16 protein-coding genes are annotated in these 19,471 nt (G+C 54.1%); 15 read left to right on the top strand and 1 reads right to left on the bottom strand.

Going from position 1 to position 19,471, the window contains the following annotated elements; translation table 11 throughout:
* Positions 1-2 precede the first annotated feature (2 nt).
* The 5 genes from sdhB (at position 3) to sucD (ending at position 7,109) form a co-directional block, all read left to right on the top strand.
* Positions 3-719, top strand: coding sequence for a succinate dehydrogenase iron-sulfur subunit SdhB (gene sdhB / locus F8561_RS13910; protein ID WP_014169170.1), 717 nt, complete (start codon positions 3-5; stop codon positions 717-719).
* Between the two features lie 226 nt (positions 720-945).
* Entirely contained in the window at positions 946-3,753 is a 2,808-nt protein-coding gene (gene sucA, locus F8561_RS13905; RefSeq protein ID WP_014169171.1) for a 2-oxoglutarate dehydrogenase E1 component, read from the top strand.
* Between the two features lie 14 nt (positions 3,754-3,767).
* Positions 3,768-4,988 carry a 2-oxoglutarate dehydrogenase complex dihydrolipoyllysine-residue succinyltransferase gene (gene odhB, locus F8561_RS13900; protein ID WP_068795099.1) on the top strand — a complete coding sequence of 407 codons (1,221 nt, stop codon included), beginning with the start codon at positions 3,768-3,770 and terminating at the stop codon, positions 4,986-4,988.
* 85 nt (positions 4,989-5,073) lie between these two features.
* Positions 5,074-6,240 (top strand): ADP-forming succinate--CoA ligase subunit beta, encoded by a 1,167-nt coding sequence (sucC, locus tag F8561_RS13895; RefSeq protein ID WP_006809579.1) that lies wholly within the window; start codon positions 5,074-5,076, stop codon positions 6,238-6,240.
* Positions 6,240-7,109, top strand: coding sequence for a succinate--CoA ligase subunit alpha (gene sucD, locus F8561_RS13890; RefSeq protein WP_014169173.1), 870 nt, complete (start codon positions 6,240-6,242; stop codon positions 7,107-7,109). The genes sucC and sucD overlap by 1 nt, the downstream gene beginning before the upstream one ends.
* 83 nt (positions 7,110-7,192) lie before the next feature.
* Here sucD and F8561_RS13885 read toward each other — a convergent pair whose 3' ends face one another.
* Positions 7,193-7,909 carry a GntR family transcriptional regulator gene (locus tag F8561_RS13885; RefSeq protein ID WP_032681408.1) on the bottom strand — a complete coding sequence of 239 codons (717 nt, stop codon included), beginning with the start codon at positions 7,907-7,909 and terminating at the stop codon, positions 7,193-7,195.
* A 169-nt stretch (positions 7,910-8,078) separates the two neighbouring features.
* Here F8561_RS13885 and mngA point away from each other — a divergent pair, with 169 nt between their 5' ends.
* The 10 genes from mngA (at position 8,079) to tolA (ending at position 19,462) form a co-directional block, all read left to right on the top strand.
* Positions 8,079-9,995: a PTS 2-O-a-mannosyl-D-glycerate transporter subunit IIABC gene (gene mngA, locus F8561_RS13880; protein WP_151887597.1), complete on the top strand. Its 1,917-nt coding sequence runs from the start codon at positions 8,079-8,081 to the stop codon at positions 9,993-9,995.
* A 21-nt stretch (positions 9,996-10,016) separates the two neighbouring features.
* On the top strand, positions 10,017-12,653 hold the full coding sequence (gene mngB / locus F8561_RS13875) for a mannosylglycerate hydrolase (protein WP_151887596.1): 2,637 nt from the start codon (positions 10,017-10,019) through the stop codon (positions 12,651-12,653).
* 678 nt (positions 12,654-13,331) lie between these two features.
* A complete protein-coding gene (gene cydA, locus F8561_RS13870; protein ID WP_020884962.1) occupies positions 13,332-14,900 on the top strand; it encodes a cytochrome ubiquinol oxidase subunit I in 1,569 nt (522 codons plus the stop codon).
* Positions 14,901-14,915: 15 nt separating this feature from the next.
* Positions 14,916-16,055, top strand: a complete 1,140-nt coding sequence (gene cydB / locus F8561_RS13865) for a cytochrome d ubiquinol oxidase subunit II (RefSeq protein WP_014169180.1) — start codon at positions 14,916-14,918, stop codon at positions 16,053-16,055.
* A gap of 14 nt (positions 16,056-16,069) precedes the next feature.
* Positions 16,070-16,183: a cytochrome bd-I oxidase subunit CydX gene (gene cydX / locus F8561_RS13860; protein WP_014169181.1), complete on the top strand. Its 114-nt coding sequence runs from the start codon at positions 16,070-16,072 to the stop codon at positions 16,181-16,183.
* Positions 16,183-16,473: a cyd operon protein YbgE gene (ybgE, locus tag F8561_RS13855; protein WP_020884961.1), complete on the top strand. Its 291-nt coding sequence runs from the start codon at positions 16,183-16,185 to the stop codon at positions 16,471-16,473. Before cydX ends, ybgE begins: the two co-directional genes overlap by 1 nt.
* Positions 16,474-16,621: 148 nt before the next feature.
* A complete protein-coding gene (ybgC, locus tag F8561_RS13850) occupies positions 16,622-17,026 on the top strand; it encodes a tol-pal system-associated acyl-CoA thioesterase (RefSeq protein ID WP_014169183.1) in 405 nt (134 codons plus the stop codon).
* Positions 17,023-17,715: a Tol-Pal system protein TolQ gene (gene tolQ / locus F8561_RS13845; RefSeq protein WP_014169184.1), complete on the top strand. Its 693-nt coding sequence runs from the start codon at positions 17,023-17,025 to the stop codon at positions 17,713-17,715. The genes ybgC and tolQ overlap by 4 nt, the downstream gene beginning before the upstream one ends.
* 3 nt (positions 17,716-17,718) lie before the next feature.
* Positions 17,719-18,147 (top strand): colicin uptake protein TolR, encoded by a 429-nt coding sequence (gene tolR, locus F8561_RS13840; RefSeq protein ID WP_014169185.1) that lies wholly within the window; start codon positions 17,719-17,721, stop codon positions 18,145-18,147.
* A gap of 28 nt (positions 18,148-18,175) precedes the next feature.
* The gene (tolA, locus tag F8561_RS13835; RefSeq protein WP_025204649.1) at positions 18,176-19,462 is read left to right on the top strand and encodes a cell envelope integrity protein TolA; all 1,287 of its coding nucleotides are present in this window, start codon (positions 18,176-18,178) and stop codon (positions 19,460-19,462) included.
* Positions 19,463-19,471 lie beyond the last annotated feature (9 nt).

The raw sequence follows: 19,471 nt of genomic DNA, 5'->3' as shown, positions 1-19,471 counted from the left end.
TAATGAAACTCGAATTCTCAGTTTATCGTTATAACCCGGATGTAGATGATGCTCCGCGTATGCAGGATTACACCCTGGAAGCGGAAGAAGGCCGTGACATGATGCTGCTGGATGCCTTAATCCAGCTGAAAGAAAAAGATCCGACACTGTCGTTCCGTCGCTCATGCCGTGAAGGCGTTTGTGGCTCTGACGGTGTGAACATGAACGGTAAAAATGGTCTGGCCTGCATCACGCCAATTTCAGCGTTGCAGCGCGCGGGTCAGAAAATTGTTATCCGTCCTTTGCCAGGTCTGCCAGTCGTTCGTGATTTGGTGGTAGACATGGGGCAATTCTATGCACAATATGAGAAGATTAAGCCTTACTTATTGAATAATGGGCAAAATCCACCGGCTCGTGAGCACTTACAGTCTCCTGAGCAGCGTGAAAAACTCGATGGTTTGTACGAGTGTATTCTCTGTGCATGTTGCTCGACCTCTTGCCCGTCGTTCTGGTGGAACCCGGACAAGTTTATCGGCCCGGCCGGTCTGCTGGCTGCCTATCGCTTCCTGATCGATAGCCGCGACACCGAAACCGACAGTCGTCTGGAAGGACTGAGTGATGCTTTCAGCGTATTCCGCTGCCATAGCATCATGAACTGCGTCAGTGTATGTCCTAAGGGGCTGAACCCGACGCGCGCCATCGGCCATATTAAGTCGATGCTGCTGCAGCGCAGTGCATAAGTAACAGGAGGGGAGCGTTGTTCCCCTCGCCCTGACCCTCTCCTGACAGGAGAGGGGATAAAATGTAGGAAACCTCTAAAAACTGCCCCGAGGTGCAGACAGTTTTTAAAGGTTCCTTCGCGAGCCCAAGACAACATAAGAGCTCGCAGGTGAACCCCGGCACGTACGTGTTGTACGTGGTAGTTTCTACGGCGAAAGTAAGCATAAAAATGCTTAAGGGATCACGATGCAGAACGGCGCAATGAAAGCCTGGCTGGACTCTTCTTACCTCTCTGGTTCAAACCAGAGCTGGATAGAACAGCTCTATGAAGACTTCTTAACCGATCCTGACTCAGTGGACGCAAACTGGCGTTCCATGTTCCAGCAGTTACCTGGCACTGGAGTCAAACCGGATCAATTCCATTCCAAAACACGTGATTATTTCCGTCGTCTGGCGAAGGATGCCTCACGTTACTCTTCTGCGATTTCCGACCCTGACACCAATGCGAAGCAGGTTAAAGTCCTGCAGCTTATCAACGCTTATCGCTTCCGTGGTCACCAGCATGCGAATCTCGATCCGCTGGGACTGTGGAAACAAGATCGTGTGGCGGATCTCGATCCGGCGTATCACGATCTGACCGAGGCCGATTTCCAGGAAAGCTTTAACGTAGGTTCCTTTGCCATCGGCAAAGACACGATGAAGTTGGGCGAGCTGATTGACGCGCTCAAGCAAACCTACTGCGGCTCCATCGGCGCGGAATATATGCACATCACCTCTACAGAAGAGAAACGCTGGATCCAGCAGCGCATCGAATCTGTGGCGGGCCACGCGAATTTCTCTGCTGAAGAGAAAAAACGCTTCCTCAGCGAACTGACCGCAGCAGAAGGCCTTGAACGCTATCTGGGCGCGAAATTCCCGGGTGCGAAACGCTTCTCGCTGGAAGGCGGCGACGCGCTGGTACCTATGCTGAAAGAGCTGATTCGCCACGCGGGCAAAAGTGGTACCCGTGAAGTGGTGCTGGGTATGGCGCACCGCGGTCGTCTGAACGTACTGGTCAACGTGCTGGGTAAAAAACCGCAGGACCTGTTCGACGAATTCGCGGGCAAACATAAAGAACACCTCGGCACCGGTGACGTGAAGTACCACATGGGCTTCTCGTCTGATATCGAAACCGAAGGCGGTCTGGTTCACCTGGCGCTGGCGTTTAACCCGTCACACCTGGAAATTGTGAGCCCGGTGGTTATCGGTTCTGTACGCGCGCGTCTGGATCGTCTGGACGAGCCGAGCAGCAACAAAGTCCTGCCAATCACCATTCACGGTGACGCGGCGGTCACAGGGCAGGGCGTGGTTCAGGAAACGCTGAACATGTCCAAGGCGCGTGGTTACGAAGTGGGCGGTACCGTTCGCATTGTTATCAACAACCAGGTGGGCTTCACGACCTCTAACCCACTGGATGCGCGTTCTACCCCGTACTGCACCGACATCGGTAAGATGGTTCAGGCACCGATCTTCCACGTTAACGCGGATGACCCGGAAGCCGTGGCGTTCGTTACCCGTCTGGCGCTGGACTACCGTAACACCTTCAAACGCGATGTGTTCATCGACCTGTTCTGCTACCGCCGTCATGGCCACAACGAAGCTGACGAGCCAAGTGCAACGCAGCCGCTGATGTATCAGAAAATCAAAAAACACCCGACGCCACGCAAAATCTATGCTGACAAGCTGGAAGGCGACAACGTGACGACGCTGGAAGATGCGACCGAAATGGTCAACCTCTACCGCGATGCGCTGGATGCGGGTGAATGCGTAGTGAAAGAGCTGCGCCCGATGAACATGCACTCCTTTACCTGGTCGCCGTACCTCAACCACGAGTGGGATGAGAGCTACCCGAATAAGGTAGAGATGAAGCGCCTGCAGGAGCTGGCTAAACGTATCAGCACCGTACCAGACGCTATCGAGATGCAGTCTCGCGTAGCGAAAATTTATGCTGACCGTCAATCAATGGCGGCGGGCGAGAAGCTGTTCGACTGGGGCGGGGCGGAAACACTGGCTTACGCAACGCTGGTTGATGAAGGCATTCCTGTTCGTCTGTCCGGTGAAGATGCGGGCCGTGGCACCTTCTTCCACCGTCACGCGGTTGTTCACAACCAGACTAACGGTTCAACCTATACTCCGCTGCAGCATGTCCATAATGGTCAGGGTCAGTTCAAGGTATGGGACTCCGTCCTGTCTGAAGAAGCGGTACTGGCATTCGAATACGGCTACGCCACTGCGGAACCGCGCACCCTGACTATCTGGGAAGCGCAGTTCGGTGACTTCGCCAACGGTGCCCAGGTCGTTATCGACCAGTTCATCTCGTCCGGCGAGCAGAAATGGGGCCGTATGTGTGGCCTGGTGATGCTGCTGCCACACGGTTACGAAGGTCAGGGTCCGGAGCACTCCTCCGCCCGTCTGGAACGTTATCTGCAGCTCTGTGCTGAGCAGAACATGCAGGTGTGCGTGCCGTCCACCCCGGCTCAGGTCTACCACATGCTGCGTCGTCAGGCGCTGCGCGGTATGCGCCGTCCGCTGGTGGTCATGTCGCCAAAATCCCTGCTGCGCCACCCGCTGGCGGTGTCCAGCCTGGACGAACTGGCTAACGGCACCTTCCTGCCTGCCATCGGTGAGGTTGACGAACTGGATCCGCAGGCCGTTAAGCGTGTTGTGATGTGTTCTGGTAAGGTTTATTACGACCTGCTGGAACAGCGCCGTAAGAACGACCAGAAAGATGTTGCCATCGTGCGTATCGAACAGCTTTATCCATTCCCGCACCAGGCGGTGCAGGAAGCGTTGAAACCGTATGCTCACGTGCATGATTTTGTCTGGTGCCAGGAAGAGCCGCTCAACCAGGGCGCCTGGTACTGCAGTCAGCATCATTTCCGTGAAGTCATTCCATTTGGGTCTGCCCTGCGTTATGCAGGTCGCCCGGCCTCCGCCTCTCCGGCGGTAGGGTATATGTCCGTTCACCAGAAGCAGCAACAAGATCTGGTCAATGACGCGCTGAACGTCGATTAATTAAAGGATACATAATGAGTAGCGTAGATATTCTTGTTCCCGACCTGCCTGAGTCCGTAGCAGATGCGACCGTCGCCACCTGGCACAAAAAACCGGGCGATAGCGTTAAGCGCGATGAAGTGCTGGTAGAAATCGAAACTGACAAAGTGGTACTGGAAGTACCGGCTTCAGCGGATGGCATTCTGGATGCAGTCCTGGAAGACGAAGGGACAACCGTAACCTCCCGTCAGATCCTGGGTCGCCTGCGTGAAGGCAACAGCGCGGGCAAAGAGTCCAGCGCGAAGTCTGACGAAAAAGCGTCTACCCCAGCCCAGCGTCAGCAGGCCTCTCTGGAAGAGCAGACTAACGACGCGCTCAGCCCGGCGATCCGTCGCCTGCTGGCCGAGCACAACCTGGATGCGGCTGCCATTAAAGGCACCGGTGTTGGTGGTCGTCTGACCCGTGAAGATATCGAGAAGCACCTGGCGAAAGCCCCTGCTCAGGCAGAAGCTAAAGCGCCAGCAGCGGCGCCGGCAGCACAGCCTGCGCTGGGTGCCCGTAGCGAAAAACGCGTGCCGATGACTCGCCTGCGTAAGCGTGTGGCTGAGCGTCTGCTGGAAGCGAAAAACTCCACCGCGATGCTGACCACCTTCAACGAAGTGAATATGAAGCCAATCATGGACCTGCGTAAGCAGTACGGTGACGCGTTTGAAAAACGTCACGGTATCCGTCTGGGCTTTATGTCCTTCTACGTGAAAGCGGTTGTTGAAGCGCTGAAACGCTACCCGGAAGTTAACGCCTCTATCGATGGCGATGACGTGGTTTACCACAACTACTTCGACGTCAGCATGGCAGTCTCTACGCCACGCGGTCTGGTTACCCCGGTTCTGCGTGATGTCGATACTCTGGGTATGGCTGACATCGAGAAAAAGATTAAAGAGCTGGCTGTAAAAGGTCGCGACGGCAAGCTGACCGTAGACGATCTGACCGGCGGTAACTTCACCATTACCAACGGCGGCGTTTTCGGTTCACTGATGTCTACCCCGATCATCAACCCGCCGCAGAGCGCGATCCTGGGTATGCATGCCATTAAAGATCGTCCAATGGCGGTAGACGGCAAAGTTGAGATCCTGCCAATGATGTATCTGGCACTCTCTTACGATCACCGTCTGATCGACGGCCGCGAGTCCGTGGGCTTCCTGGTTGCCATTAAAGAGCTGCTGGAAGATCCAACGCGTCTGCTGCTGGACGTCTAGTTTTAGCAGTCTTGCCCGGCGGCGCGTTGTCTGCCGGGCCTACAAAAGCACTACCTAACGATTACCTGAAGGATGGATAGAACACATGAACTTACATGAATATCAGGCCAAACAGCTGTTTGCCCGGTATGGCTTACCGGCTCCGGTGGGTTATGCCTGTACTACCCCGCGTGAAGCAGAAGAAGCCGCATCTAAAATCGGTTCCGGCCCTTGGGTAGTTAAGTGTCAGGTTCACGCTGGTGGCCGTGGTAAAGCGGGCGGTGTGAAGGTTGTTAAGAGTAAAGAAGAGATTCGTGCGTTTGCTGAACATTGGCTCGGCAAGCGTCTGGTAACGTACCAGACAGATGCGAACGGTCAGCCTGTCAACCAGATCCTGGTTGAAGCTGCAACTGACATCGCGAAAGAACTGTACCTGGGCGCGGTTGTTGACCGTAGCTCCCGTCGTGTGGTGTTCATGGCGTCTACCGAAGGCGGCGTGGAAATCGAGAAAGTGGCAGAAGAGACGCCACACCTGATCCACAAAGTGGCGATCGATCCGCTGGCAGGCCCAATGCCTTACCAGGGCCGTGAGCTGGCGTTCAAACTGGGTCTGGAAGGCAAGCTGGTTCAGCAGTTCACCAAGATCTTCATGGGTCTGGCCACCATCTTCCTGGAGCGCGACCTGGCGCTGATCGAGATCAACCCGCTGGTCATCACCACTCAGGGCGACCTGATCTGCCTCGACGGCAAACTGGGCGCTGACGGCAACGCACTGTTCCGCCAGCCGGATCTGCGTGAAATGCGCGACCAGTCTCAGGAAGACCCGCGTGAAGCGCAGGCTGCACAGTGGGAACTGAACTACGTGGCGCTGGATGGCAACATCGGCTGCATGGTTAACGGCGCAGGCCTGGCGATGGGCACCATGGACATCGTTAAGCTGCACGGCGGTGAGCCTGCAAACTTCCTCGACGTGGGCGGTGGCGCAACCAAAGAGCGTGTAACCGAAGCGTTCAAAATCATCCTCTCTGATGACAACGTCAAAGCCGTGCTGGTTAACATCTTCGGCGGTATCGTGCGTTGCGACCTGATCGCAGACGGTATCATCGGTGCGGTAGAAGAAGTGGGTGTTAACGTCCCGGTTGTGGTGCGTCTGGAAGGTAACAACGCTGAACTCGGCGCGAAAAAACTGGCTGACAGCGGCCTGAATATTATTGCAGCGAAAAGTCTGACGGATGCAGCTCAGCAGGTTGTTGCCGCAGTGGAGGGGAAATAATGTCAGTTTTAATTAATAAAGATACCAAGGTTATCTGCCAGGGCTTCACCGGTAGCCAGGGGACTTTCCACTCCGAACAGGCGATTGCCTACGGCACGCAGATGGTTGGCGGCGTAACGCCAGGTAAAGGCGGCACCACGCACCTGGGCCTGCCGGTATTCAACACCGTGCGCGAAGCGGTTGAAGCGACGGGCGCGACCGCGACCGTTATCTACGTTCCGGCTCCGTTCTGCAAAGACTCGATTCTGGAAGCGATTGACGCGGGCATCAAGCTCATCATCACCATCACCGAAGGTATCCCGACGCTGGATATGCTGACCGTGAAAGTGAAGCTGGATGAAGCTGGCGTGCGCATGATCGGCCCGAACTGCCCGGGCGTTATCACCCCAGGCGAATGCAAAATCGGCATCATGCCGGGTCACATTCACAAACCGGGTAAAGTGGGTATCGTCTCCCGTTCCGGTACGCTGACCTATGAAGCGGTTAAGCAGACTACCGACTACGGTTTCGGCCAGTCCACCTGTGTGGGCATCGGTGGTGACCCCATCCCAGGTTCTAACTTCATTGATATCCTGAAAATGTTCCAGGAAGATCCGCAGACCGAAGCGATCGTGATGATCGGTGAGATCGGCGGTAGCGCAGAAGAAGAAGCGGCTGCGTATATCAAAGAACATGTGACCAAGCCGGTTGTCGGTTATATCGCAGGTGTGACAGCGCCGAAAGGTAAGCGTATGGGTCACGCAGGCGCGATTATCGCAGGCGGTAAAGGTACGGCTGATGAGAAATTCGCCGCGCTGGAAGCCGCAGGCGTGAAAACCGTTCGCAGCCTGGCGGATATCGGCGAAGCACTGAAATCCATCATTAAGTAAATCCTCTCTGCTCCCTGTAAAAGGGAGCGTTGAAGTAATAAGTGTCCGTTTCGACATGGTTGGCCGCTGTAAAGCGGCCTTTTTTAATGCCTGCGTTTTGCGACCAGCGTGAATTTGTAATCGTCGCTGTTAAACACGTTACGGCTGTATTCAAACACCCGCCCATCCTTCAGAAAGCCGCGTGACACCTTTTCCAGTATCGGTTTTGCCGGATCCAGCGCCAGCGCGTCGATCGCCTCCTGTGAGGGCATGATCGGAACCAGTTCCTGTTCACTGCGATCGATAACCATCTTCTTGATCTGTTCGATGTAGTGATATTTGGAATTTTCCATCACCTCCCAGGTGAGGTCGGCGAACATCGCCAGCGGCATCCACGTCTCTTCCAGATTCACCGGTTTTTGCTTAATAAAGCGCACCCGTTTGACATGCCACACTTTGTCATCCGGGCGAATGTTTAGCGTCTCAGCCAGTTTCACATCCGCTTTGATCACTTCGAATGTTTTTACGTCGCTGTGGGTATCGACGTTTCGGTCCGCCAGTTTTTCATAAAAGCCGGTAAGCTGATAAATGTCGTAATTGACGCGCTCCTCTCTCACATAGGAGCCGCTGCCCTGAATGCTCTCGATAATCTGCTCTTCAGTGAGGAGCTTCAGTGCCTGCCTCACCGTGACGCGACTGACGCTAAATGTCTCCTGCAGGCTGGATTCCGTCGGTAACGCATCACCGGGTTTTAACTCACCGGCGGTAATTTTCTCGCGAAGCGCATCCGCTATCTGCCGGTACATCGGTTTATTGCCCATGTCGTCTGCCTTTTAATACCTTTTCACGGAATTATGCCTCCAGCACAGGATTTGTAAATAATACAAATTAAATACAAATTGTCGGTGTTAGTGAAAATGATCACATAAAGGTATCAGTTTGTCTGTCACAATCGATCCTGAATAATTACCCTTGAGTGTGAGGATCCTGATGAACCTGACGACCCTGACCCATCCCGACGCTGTCTGCGTGCAGGCGCAGTACACCAGTCGTGATGAAGCAATACGCCAGCTCACGATGCGGCTGGTGACGCTCGGCAAAATTACCGACGGCAATGCGTTTTTAACCGAAGTCTTTCATCGGGAATCGCTAGGCCCTACCGCGCTCGGCGAAGGGCTGGCAGTCCCGCATGGTAAATCAGCGGTGGTGAAAGAGGCGGCTTTTGCCGTAGCCACCCTGCGTGAACCGCTGAGCTGGGAAGGCGTGGATGGCCCGGAAAATGTCGAGCTGATTTTCCTGCTTGCCATTCCGCCGGCTGAAGCTGGCTCAACCCATATCCAGGTGCTGACGGAACTTACTTCTCGTCTGGCGGATGAAACTCTTCGGGCGCGCGTCATGGCGGCTACCACGGCAGCAGCGCTACTCGCCGCGCTGGACGATGCGCCACAGGAAGATGACGTTGTCGCGTTCGTGGATGCGCCAACCATCGTTTGTGTAACTGCATGCCCCGCCGGCATTGCGCATACTTATATGGCAGCTGAGTATCTGGAAAAAGCGGGGCGTAAGCTTGGCGTAAACGTGGTGGTGGAAAAGCAGGGGGCGAACGGTATCGAAGGGCGGTTGACCGCGCAGCAGTTACGCACTGCGCAGGCCTGTATCATCGCCGCAGAAGTGGCTCTCAAAGAGAGCGAGCGTTTTCAGGGCATCCCGACGCTGTCCGTGCCGGTCGCGGAACCGCTTCGCCATGCCGAAGCGCTTATTAAGCGTGCGTTGGCCTTACCCCCCGCGGGAACGGATCGCCAGGTGCACACCGGCAATGATGTGAGCAAGAGCCTTAAAACGGAGCTTAAGCAGGCCCTGCTCAGCGGTATTTCCTTTGCCGTGCCGCTGATTGTGGCGGGAGGCACGGTGCTGGCCGTCGCGGTATTGCTGGCACAGATGTTGGGATTACAGCATCTGTTTGAGCAAGAGAACTCATGGCTGTGGATGTATCGCAAACTCGGCGGGGGGATGTTAGGCACGTTAATGGTGCCGGTGCTGGCAGCGTATACCGCCTACTCGCTGGCAGATAAACCTGCTCTGGCGCCGGGTTTTGCGGCCGGTCTTGCCGCCAATATGATCGGTTCAGGTTTTTTAGGGGGGATTGCAGGTGGCCTGATTGCCGGCTATCTGATGCGCTGGGTGAAAAACCATATCCGTCTGAGTCAGCGCTATAACGGTTTTTTAACCTATTACCTCTACCCGGTGATTGGCGTGCTGGGCGCGGGCAGCCTGATGCTGTTCGTGATCGGCGAGCCGGTCGCGTGGATCAACACCTCCCTCACGGCATGGCTTAACGGGCTCTCCGGTGCCAATGCGCTGCTACTGGGCACTCTGCTCGGTTTTATGTGCTCGTTCGATTTGGGGGGACCGGTCAACAAAGCGGCCTATGCGTTCTGTCTGGGGGCGATGGCCAACGGCGTTTACGGGCCGTATGCCATTTTTGCTTCCGTCAAAATGGTCTCGGCTTTTACCGTCACGGCTTCAACCATGCTGGCACCGCATCTCTTTAAACCGTTTGAAATCGAAACCGGTAAGTCGACGTGGCTGCTGGGCCTTGCGGGGATCACCGAAGGGGCAATTCCGATGGCCATTGAAGATCCGCTGCGAGTGATTGGCTCGTTTGTTGTTGGCTCGATGGCAACAGGGGCGATTATCGGTGCAATGGGCATCGGGTTGTCTACGCCGGGGGCGGGCATCTTCTCTCTCTTTTTACTGCATGACGCGGGGATGGGTGGCGCGATCGCGGCGGCAGGCTGGTTTGGCGCTGCGCTGGGGGGAACGATGCTCTCTACGCTCATCTTACTGTTCTGGCGACGTCAGGGCGTAAAAAAAGGCAAATACCTGACGGAAGACGTCACGCCATAAATTCATTTACAGGAAACGAAGATGAAAGCTGTATCTCGCGTTCATATCACGCCACATATGCACTGGGACCGTGAGTGGTATTTCACCACCGAAGCGTCGCGGATCCTTTTGGTCAATAACATGGAGGAGATCCTGACCCGTCTGGAGCAGGACGAAGAGTATAAATACTACGTTCTTGATGGACAGACCGCGGTACTGGAGGATTACTTCGCCGTCGTGCCGGACAACCGGCCCCGGGTAAAAGCGCTGGTTGAGCGCGGAAAGCTGATTATCGGGCCGTGGTATACCCAGACCGACACCACGATTGTCAGCGGCGAATCGATCGTTCGCAACCTGATGTACGGGATGCGCGACTGCATGGAATTCGGTGAGCCGATGAAAATAGGGTATCTGCCGGATTCGTTTGGCATGTCCGGGCAACTTCCGCATATCTATAACGGCTTTGGTATCACCCGCACGCTGTTCTGGCGCGGATGTTCTGAGCGTCACGGCACCGATAAAACAGAATTTTTATGGCAGAGCGCAGACGGCAGCGAAGTTACGGCGCAGGTACTACCGCTGGGCTACGCGATTGGTAAGTACTTACCGGAGGATGAAGCGGGGCTGCGTAAACGGCTCGATACCTGGCTTACATTGCTGGAGAACGCTTCCGTGACGAAAGAGATTCTGCTGCCTAACGGTCACGACCAGATGCCCCTCCAGCAGAACATTTTCGCGGTGATGGATACCCTTCGAAAGATGTACCCGCAGCGGAAATTTGTGATGAGCCGGTTTGAGGAGGTGTTTGAACATACTGAAGCGCACCGTGACGAACTGGCGACGCTGAAAGGGGAGTTTATCGACGGCAAATACATGCGTGTACACCGGACAATCGGCTCCACACGGATGGACATCAAAATTGCCCACGCCCGCATTGAAAACAAAATCGTGAATATCCTCGAACCGCTGGCGGCGCTCGCCTGGATGCTGGGCTTCGAGTATCACCACGGTTTGCTGGAGAAAATGTGGAAAGAGATCCTCAAGAATCATGCTCACGACAGTATTGGCTGCTGCTGCAGCGACAAAGTGCATCGTGAGATTATGGCCCGGTTTGCGCTCGCTGAAGACATGGCCGATAACCTCACGCGCTTCTCGATGCGCAAGATTGTCGACAATATGCCGCAAAGCGAGGCCGATAAGCTGGTGATGTTCAATCTGATGCCCTGGCCCCGTGAAGAGGTGATTAACACCACCCTTCGTCTGCGCGCGAGCCAGTTCCGGTTGCGGGATGATAAAGGCAATGAGATCCCCTGTTTTATTCGCCGCGCCCGGGAAATAGACCCGGGGCTGATTGACCGGCAAATCGTGCACTATGGTAATTACGATCCGTTTATGGAGTTTGATATCCAAATCTGTCAGATCCTGCCCGCGATGGGATACCGCACGCTTTACATCGAGCCCCAGGCTCCTGAAAAGAGGCTTCCCGCGAGGGCAAAAACGGATGCTTTGCTGGAAAATGCCTTCTGGCAAATTGATATAAATGACGATGGCACGCTGCGCCTGCGTGATAAAGAATCCGGACTTATTTATGACCGCGTACTGGAAATTGAAGAGGGGTCGGATGATGGCGATGAGTACGACTACTCGCCTTCCCGGGAAGAGTGGCGGCTCACTTCAGCGCACGGGCAGCATCATGTTGAGGTGATACAGGAAGCCTGGCAGAGCAGGGCGGTGATCCAGCATCGCATCGCCGTTCCGGCAAACCTGGCCGAGCGGTCGGCCCGCCTGCGCAATGGCGCTCTTGCGGTGGAATTTGAGGTTACACTCAGCCATAACAGCAGGCGTGTAGATGTTGTGGCGCGTCTGGATAATCAGGCTGACGATCACCGGGTCCGCGTGCTTATCCCGACGCCGTTTATGACGGAGCAGGTACTGTCAGATACGCAGTTTGGCTCCATAACGCGCCCGGTTCGCGATGACGCGATGGCTAACTGGCAAGAAGAGGGCTGGAAAGAGGCACCGGTTCCCGTCTGGAATTTACTTAACTACGCCGTGCTGCAGCAGAAACGAAACGGGCTTGCCCTGTTCACAGAAGGGTTACGCGAATTTGAAGTGGTCGGGGAGGCAGAAAAAGCGTTTGCTCTGACCCTTCTACGCGGTGTGGGCGTGCTGGGAAAGGAAGATTTGCTGTTGCGCCCGGGCCGACCGTCCGGCATAAAAATGGCCGTTCCGGACTCGCAGCTTCGGGGCAGGCTCGATTGCCGTTTTAGCCTTCTGAGTTTTAGCGGCTCTCCCGAGAACGCCGGCGTTGCTCAGCAGGCGAAAGCGTGGCTTACCCCCGTCCAGTGTTATAACAAAATCCCCTGGGATGCCATGAAGCTTAACCGTGCGCCGTTCAGCACGCCGGACAGATACAGCCTGCTGACCCTTTCGCCGACAGGCTGTGTTATGAGCGCGATAAAAAAGGCGGAGGATCGGGACGCGCTTATCCTTCGTCTGTTCAATCCGTCGGAATCTGTGTCCTGTGATGCCTCTTTATCGTGGAATCAGGCGCTTAAAGGCTGTTGCGAGACGGATTTAAATGAACAGGTGCTGGCAGGCAGGGGAGAAGAAAAGGGCATTACGGGCCTGTTCAGGCCTGGGCAATCGCGGACTTTTAGCCTGAAAACGGAAAGGTAGCGTCTGAAGTGAACAAAAGGCTGCACGCAGGGCAGCCTTTTTTATTGAATAGTCACATTGAGGTGTTAATTTTAAGCGTGTCGCAGGTAAAATAAATGTAATTATCTGCGGCTGTCGTCGCACAATGGAAAAAAAACGCGCTGACGACTACCTTTATACGTTAACGCGAATGTAAAGATGCGTTGTTCTTCAGCGTTAAAATAAATCACGTCTGTTTATATTCTTTCTTGCTTTTGATAACTCCAAATATCTCGTCGTACACATAGCATTAACAAGGTCTTTACCATTCACACCACATTTAAACATGGTTAACAGAAACGGTGCTTTTTGATTTAAATCAAAGTTTAATCCTTGGAAAAAGGTGTCGAAAGGCGGTAAATTGTCCCCGATCAAAATGGCTGAAAAGTGGTAATTTTGCTATAAATTGATCGCCGTCGAAAAACGTAAATGTGATTCAATAAAAACCTGTTTATTGTAAGGGTTTTGCAGCGTATTATATTTGCGGGATCAATTTGAGTTTTTTATTAACGTATTTGTAACCTATCGTCATTGCTTTTATCCTTTCTCAGGCTAAGCGCGACGACATGGATGCGAATAATTTGTATTGGGGCATGTGTGTGAATCCTTTTCTAACGGGGTTCACTCTCGGAGTCTTCATGCGATGAGCAAGGAGTCATGATGTTAGATATAGTCGAACTGTCGCGCTTACAGTTTGCCTTGACCGCGATGTACCACTTCCTGTTTGTGCCACTAACGCTCGGTATGGCGTTCCTGCTGGCCATCATGGAAACGGTCTACGTCCTCTCCGGCAAACAGATTTATAAAGATATGACCAAGTTCTGGGGCAAGTTGTTTGGTATCAACTTTGCACTGGGCGTGGCTACCGGTTTGACCATGGAGTTCCAGTTCGGGACTAACTGGTCTTACTATTCTCACTACGTTGGGGATATCTTCGGTGCGCCGCTGGCCATTGAAGGTCTGATGGCCTTCTTCCTCGAATCCACCTTTGTAGGTCTGTTCTTCTTCGGTTGGGACCGTCTGGGCAAAGTCCAGCATATGGCGGTGACCTGGCTGGTGGCACTCGGTTCGAACCTGTCCGCACTGTGGATCCTGGTCGCGAACGGCTGGATGCAGAACCCTATCGCGTCTGATTTCAACTTCGAAACTATGCGTATGGAGATGGTCAGCTTTGCCGAACTGGTGCTGAACCCGGTCGCACAGGTTAAATTCGTTCACACCGTGGCGTCTGGCTATGTGTGCGGTGCGATGTTTGTACTGGGCATCAGCTCTTACTACATGCTGCGTGGTCGTGACTTCGCGTTTGCTAAGCGCTCCTTTGCTATCGCTGCAAGCTTCGGTATGGCTGCAATCCTCTCTGTTATCGTGCTGGGTGATGAATCCGGTTACGAAATGGGTGACGTGCAGAAAACCAAACTGGCCGCTATCGAAGCCGAATGGGAAACCCAACCCGCGCCTGCTGCCTTTACTCTGTTCGGTGTTCCCGACCAGGATGCACAGGAAAACCGCTTCGCCATTCAAATTCCTTACGCGCTCGGCATCATTGCTACCCGCTCCGTCGACAAGCAGGTGACGGGTCTGAAAGAGCTGATGGTGCAGCATGAAGGCCGTATCCGTAACGGTATGAAAGCCTACGCGCTGCTGGAGCAGCTGCGTGCGGGTTCTACCGACCAGGCCGTGCGTGACCAGTTCAACGATGTGAAGAAAGATCTGGGTTACGGTCTGCTGCTGAAACGCTATACCCCGAACGTCTCCGACGCGACGGAAGCGCAGATCCAGATGGCGACCAAAGACTCCATTCCACGCGTGGCGCCACTGTACTTCGCATTCCGTATCATGGTGGGCTGCGGCATCATCATGCTGCTGATCATTGCGGCGTCCTTCTGGTCCGTGATTCGTAACCGCATCGGTGAGAAAAAATGGCTGCTGCGTACCGCGCTGTATGGTATCCCACTGCCGTGGATTGCTATCGAATCCGGCTGGTTTGTTGCGGAATATGGCCGTCAGCCATGGGCGATCGGTGAGGTGCTGCCAACGGCGGTAGCGAACTCCTCTCTGACTGCAGGCGATCTGATCTTCTCCATGCTGCTGATTTGTGGTCTGTACACCCTGTTCCTGGTGGCTGAACTGTTCCTGATGTTCAAGTTCGCGCGCCTTGGCCCAAGCAGCCTGAAAACCGGTCGCTATCACTACGAGCAGTCCGGTGCGACTACTCAGCCGGCACGCTAAGACAGGAGTCATCAAATGATCGATTATGAAGTATTGCGTTTTATCTGGTGGCTGCTGGTCGGTATTCTGCTGATCGGTTTCGCAGTCACTGACGGTTTCGACATGGGGGTGGGGATGCTCACCCGTTTCCTCGGTCGTAATGACACCGAGCGTCGAATCATGATTAACTCCATCGCCCCGCACTGGGACGGTAACCAGGTGTGGCTGATCACCGCAGGCGGCGCGCTGTTCGCTGCCTGGCCGATGGTCTACGCGGCTGCGTTCTCCGGTTTCTATGTGGCGATGATTCTGGTGCTGGCTTCTTTATTCTTCCGTCCGGTTGGTTTCGACTACCGTTCCAAGATTGAAGACACCCGCTGGCGCAACATGTGGGACTGGGGCATCTTCATTGGTAGCTTCGTTCCACCGCTGGTGATTGGCGTGGCGTTCGGTAACCTGCTGCAAGGTGTACCGTTCCACATCGATGAATACATGCGTCTTTACTACACCGGTAACTTCTTCCAGCTGCTGAATCCGTTTGGTCTGCTGGCAGGCGTGGTGAGTGTGGCAATGATCATTACTCAGGGTGCGACCTATCTGCAGATGCGTACCGTAGGTGAACTGCATCTTCGCTCTCGTGCAACGGCGCAGGTTGCTGCGCTTATTACCCTGGTGTGCTTCGCACTGGCCGGCGTATGGGTGATGTACGGTATCGACGGTTATGTCATTACGTCTGCAATTAACCACACGGCACCGTCTAACCCGCTGACGAAAGAAGTGGCGCGTCAGGCTGGCGCGTGGCTGGTGAACTTCAACAATATGCCTGTTCTGTGGGCTATTCCGGCTCTGGGTGTGTTGCTGCCGCTGCTGACGATACTGACGTCACGTCTGGAAAAAGGTGCCCTGGCATTTGTATTTTCCTCACTGACGCTGGCGTGCATTATTCTGACTGCGGGTATCGCGATGTTCCCATTCGTCATGCCGTCCAGCACGATGATGAATGCAAGCCTGACCATGTGGGATGCAACGTCCAGCCAGCTGACGCTTAACCTGATGACGTATGTTGCTTGCGTGTTCGTACCGATTATCCTGCTGTACACCGCCTGGTGTTACTGGAAAATGTTCGGTCGTATCACGAAAGAAGATATTGAAAGCAACACTCATTCTCTGTACTAAGTAAGGAGCTGAATATGTGGTATTTCGCATGGATTTTAGGGACGCTTCTTGCCTGTGCATTTGGTGTCATTACTGCCCTGGCGCTTGAGCACGTCGAAGCGTCTAAAGCAGGTGAAGACAAACACTAATGAACATTATCGCGACGCTTTACGCGGTAATGGATAAGCGCCCGTTAAGGGCGCTTTCTTTAGTGATGGCATTACTGCTGGCAGGTTGTATCTTCTGGGACCCTTCGCGCTTTGCAGCGAAGACCAGCGAGCTTGAGATCTGGCACGGCTTCCTCATTATGTGGGCGGTGTGCGCAGGTGTGATCCACGGCGTAGGCTTTCGTCCGAAAGCGCTGCACTGGCAGGGGATTTTCTGCCCACTTATCGCCGATCTGGTGCTTCTCGCTGGCTTGATTTTCTTCTTCTTCTGAATAAGAAATGTCCGTTAATGATATGGGCTTACCCTGGCCCATAAAAATTTACTCTCCGTTTACTTTCTCCCATTCCAAACCATCTTTCCCGCGCGTATAGTAGCGAAGTTTAAAAGCTCTAACTTTTGTTGCATTACTGGGATGTAAAGTGAATACAACGCTGTTTCGATGGCCGGTTCGTGTCTATTACGAAGATACCGATGCCGGGGGTGTGGTTTACCACGCCAGCTACGTTGCTTTTTATGAACGGGCACGCACAGAGATGCTGCGCCATCATCACTTTAGTCAACAGGAGCTGTTGGCTGAGCGAGTTGCCTTCGTGGTTCGCAAGATGACGCTTGAGTATTTTGCGCCTGCCAGACTCGACGATATGCTCGAAGTCCAAACTGAAATTACATCAATGCGCGGAACCTCAATGGTTTTCACGCAGCGGATAGTCAATGCAGAAAATACGGTACTGAACTCAGCTGAAGTCCTGATCGTCTGTGTTGATCCAACCATAATGAAGCCTCGTGCGCTTCCTAAGTCTATTGTCGCGGAGTTTAAGCAGTGACTGACATGAATATCCTTGATTTGTTCCTGAAGGCAAGCCTTCTGGTTAAACTTATCATGTTGATTTTGATTGGTTTTTCAATCGCATCCTGGGCCATCATCATCCAGAGAACGCGTATCCTCAATGCGGCTGGCCGTGAAGCAGAAGCGTTTGAAGATAAGTTCTGGTCGGGTATTGAGCTTTCTCGTCTGTATCAGGAAAGCCAGGGACGCCGTGATAACCTCGTAGGCTCCGAACAGATTTTCTATAGCGGATTCAAAGAGTTTGCTCGTTTGCATCGCGCAAACAGCCACGCGCCCGAAGCGGTTGTGGAAGGTGCCTCGCGTGCGATGCGTATCTCCATGAATCGCGAGCTGGAAAACCTTGAAACGCATATTCCTTTCCTGGGGACCGTTGGTTCCATCAGCCCGTATATTGGTCTGTTTGGTACGGTCTGGGGGATTATGCACGCCTTTATCGCCCTGGGGGCGGTGAAGCAGGCGACGTTGCAGATGGTTGCCCCGGGTATTGCAGAAGCACTGATTGCGACCGCTATCGGTCTGTTTGCGGCGATCCCGGCGGTTATGGCTTACAACCGTCTGAACCAGCGCGTGAATAAACTGGAACTGAACTACGACAACTTTATGGAAGAGTTCACCGCGATTCTGCACCGTCAGGCGTTTACCAGTACCGAGAGTAACAAGGGGTAAACCATGGCCAGATCGCGTGGACGAAATCGTCGCGAGCTCAAGTCCGAAATCAATATCGTTCCACTGCTGGACGTTCTGTTGGTACTGCTGCTGATCTTCATGGCGACAGCACCCATCATTACCCAGAGCGTGGAGGTTGATCTGCCGGATGCGACAGAATCACAGGCGGTAAGCACCAATGACGATCCTCCGGTCATCATTGAGGTTTCCGGTGTAGGGCAATACAGCGTAGTGGTAGAAAAAGATCGTATGGATCAACTGCCACCTGAGCAGGTTATTGCTGAAGCGCAGCGACGCCTGGAGTCAAATCCGAAAACGGTCTTCTTAATCGGTGGCGCGAAAGACGTACCATACGATGAAATTATTAAAGCGCTGAACTTGCTACATAGCGCGGGCGTTAAGTCGGTTGGCTTAATGACTCAGCCTATTTGATCATCTGCGTAGTTTTTGGGAACCGATAGTGTCAAAGGCAACCGAACAGAACGACAAGCTTAAGCGAGCGATAATCGTCTCCGCAGTGCTGCACGTTATTCTTTTTGCAGTGCTGATCTGGAGTTCGTTCGACGAGCACATTGATGCATCATCGGGCGGCGGTGGAGGCTCTTCCATTGACGCCGTCATGGTGGATCCCGGTGCGGTAGTGCAGAACTATAACCGCGAGCAACAGCAGAAGGCGAGTGCAAAACGGGCTGAAGAGCAGCGTGAAAAACAGGCGCAACAGCAAGCGGAAGAACTGCGTGAAAAGCAGGCCGCTGAGCAGGAGCGACTGAAGCAGCTTGAGAAAGAACGTTTGCAGGCGCAGGAAGCGGCGAAAGAGCAGGCGGAACAGCAGAAGCAAGCTGAAGAGGCCGCGAAGAAAGCTCAGGAACAGCAGAAGCAGGCGGAAGAGGCGGCAGCCAAAGCCGCGGCGGACGCGAAAGCACAAGCTGATGCCCAGGCAAAATTAGCGGCGGAAGCGGCGAAGAAAGCCGCAGCCGATGCTCAGAAGAAAGCTGAAGCCGAAGCGGCGAAGAAAGCCGCTGCTGATGCTCAGAAGAAAGCTGAAGCGGAAGCGGCAAAAAAAGCTGCTGCTGATGCTCAGAAAAAAGCTGAAGCGGAAGCCGCGAAGAAAGCCGCTCAGGAAGCAGAGAAGAAAGCTGCTGCCGATGCTGCGAAAAAAGCGGCTGCTGCTGAGAAGGCTGCAGCCGAAAAAGCGGCCGCTGCTGAAAAAGCCGCAGCAGAGAAGAAAGCCGCCGCCGAGAAAGCGGCTGCTGACAAAAAAGCTGCAGCAGAAAAAGCCGCTGCCGATAAGAAAGCTGCTGCAGAGAAAGCCGCCGCCAAAAAAGCGGCCGCCGCTGAGAAAGCCGCGGATGCCGCTGGCGTTGACGATCTCCTGGGCGACCTGAGTTCTGGTAAGAATGCGCCGAAAGCGGGCGGTGGTGCGAAAGGAAACAATGCAGCACCAACAGGAAGTGGTAACACTAAGAGTAACGGTGCTTCTGGTGCAGAAATCAACGGTTATGCCGCGCAGATTAAATCCGCTATCGAAAGCCGATTCTATGATGCGTCTTCCTACACCGGTAAAACGTGCACGCTGCGTATAAAACTGGCGCCGGATGGCATGCTCCTTGATATTAAGTCCGAAGGTGGCGATCCCGCTTTATGTACTGCAGCACTTGCCGCAGCGCGTCAGGCTAAGATGCCTAAGCCGCCGTCACAGGCAGTCTACGAAGTCTTTAAAAATGCACCGCTGGACTTCAAACCTTAAGTTACATTT

This window comes from Enterobacter sp. 198, from assembly GCF_009025585.1.
In the GTDB taxonomy this organism is placed as follows: Bacteria; Pseudomonadota; Gammaproteobacteria; order Enterobacterales; family Enterobacteriaceae; genus Enterobacter; species Enterobacter ludwigii.
The sequence above is the reverse complement of the archived record's forward strand: the minus strand, read 5'-3'. Positions and strand labels throughout refer to the sequence as shown.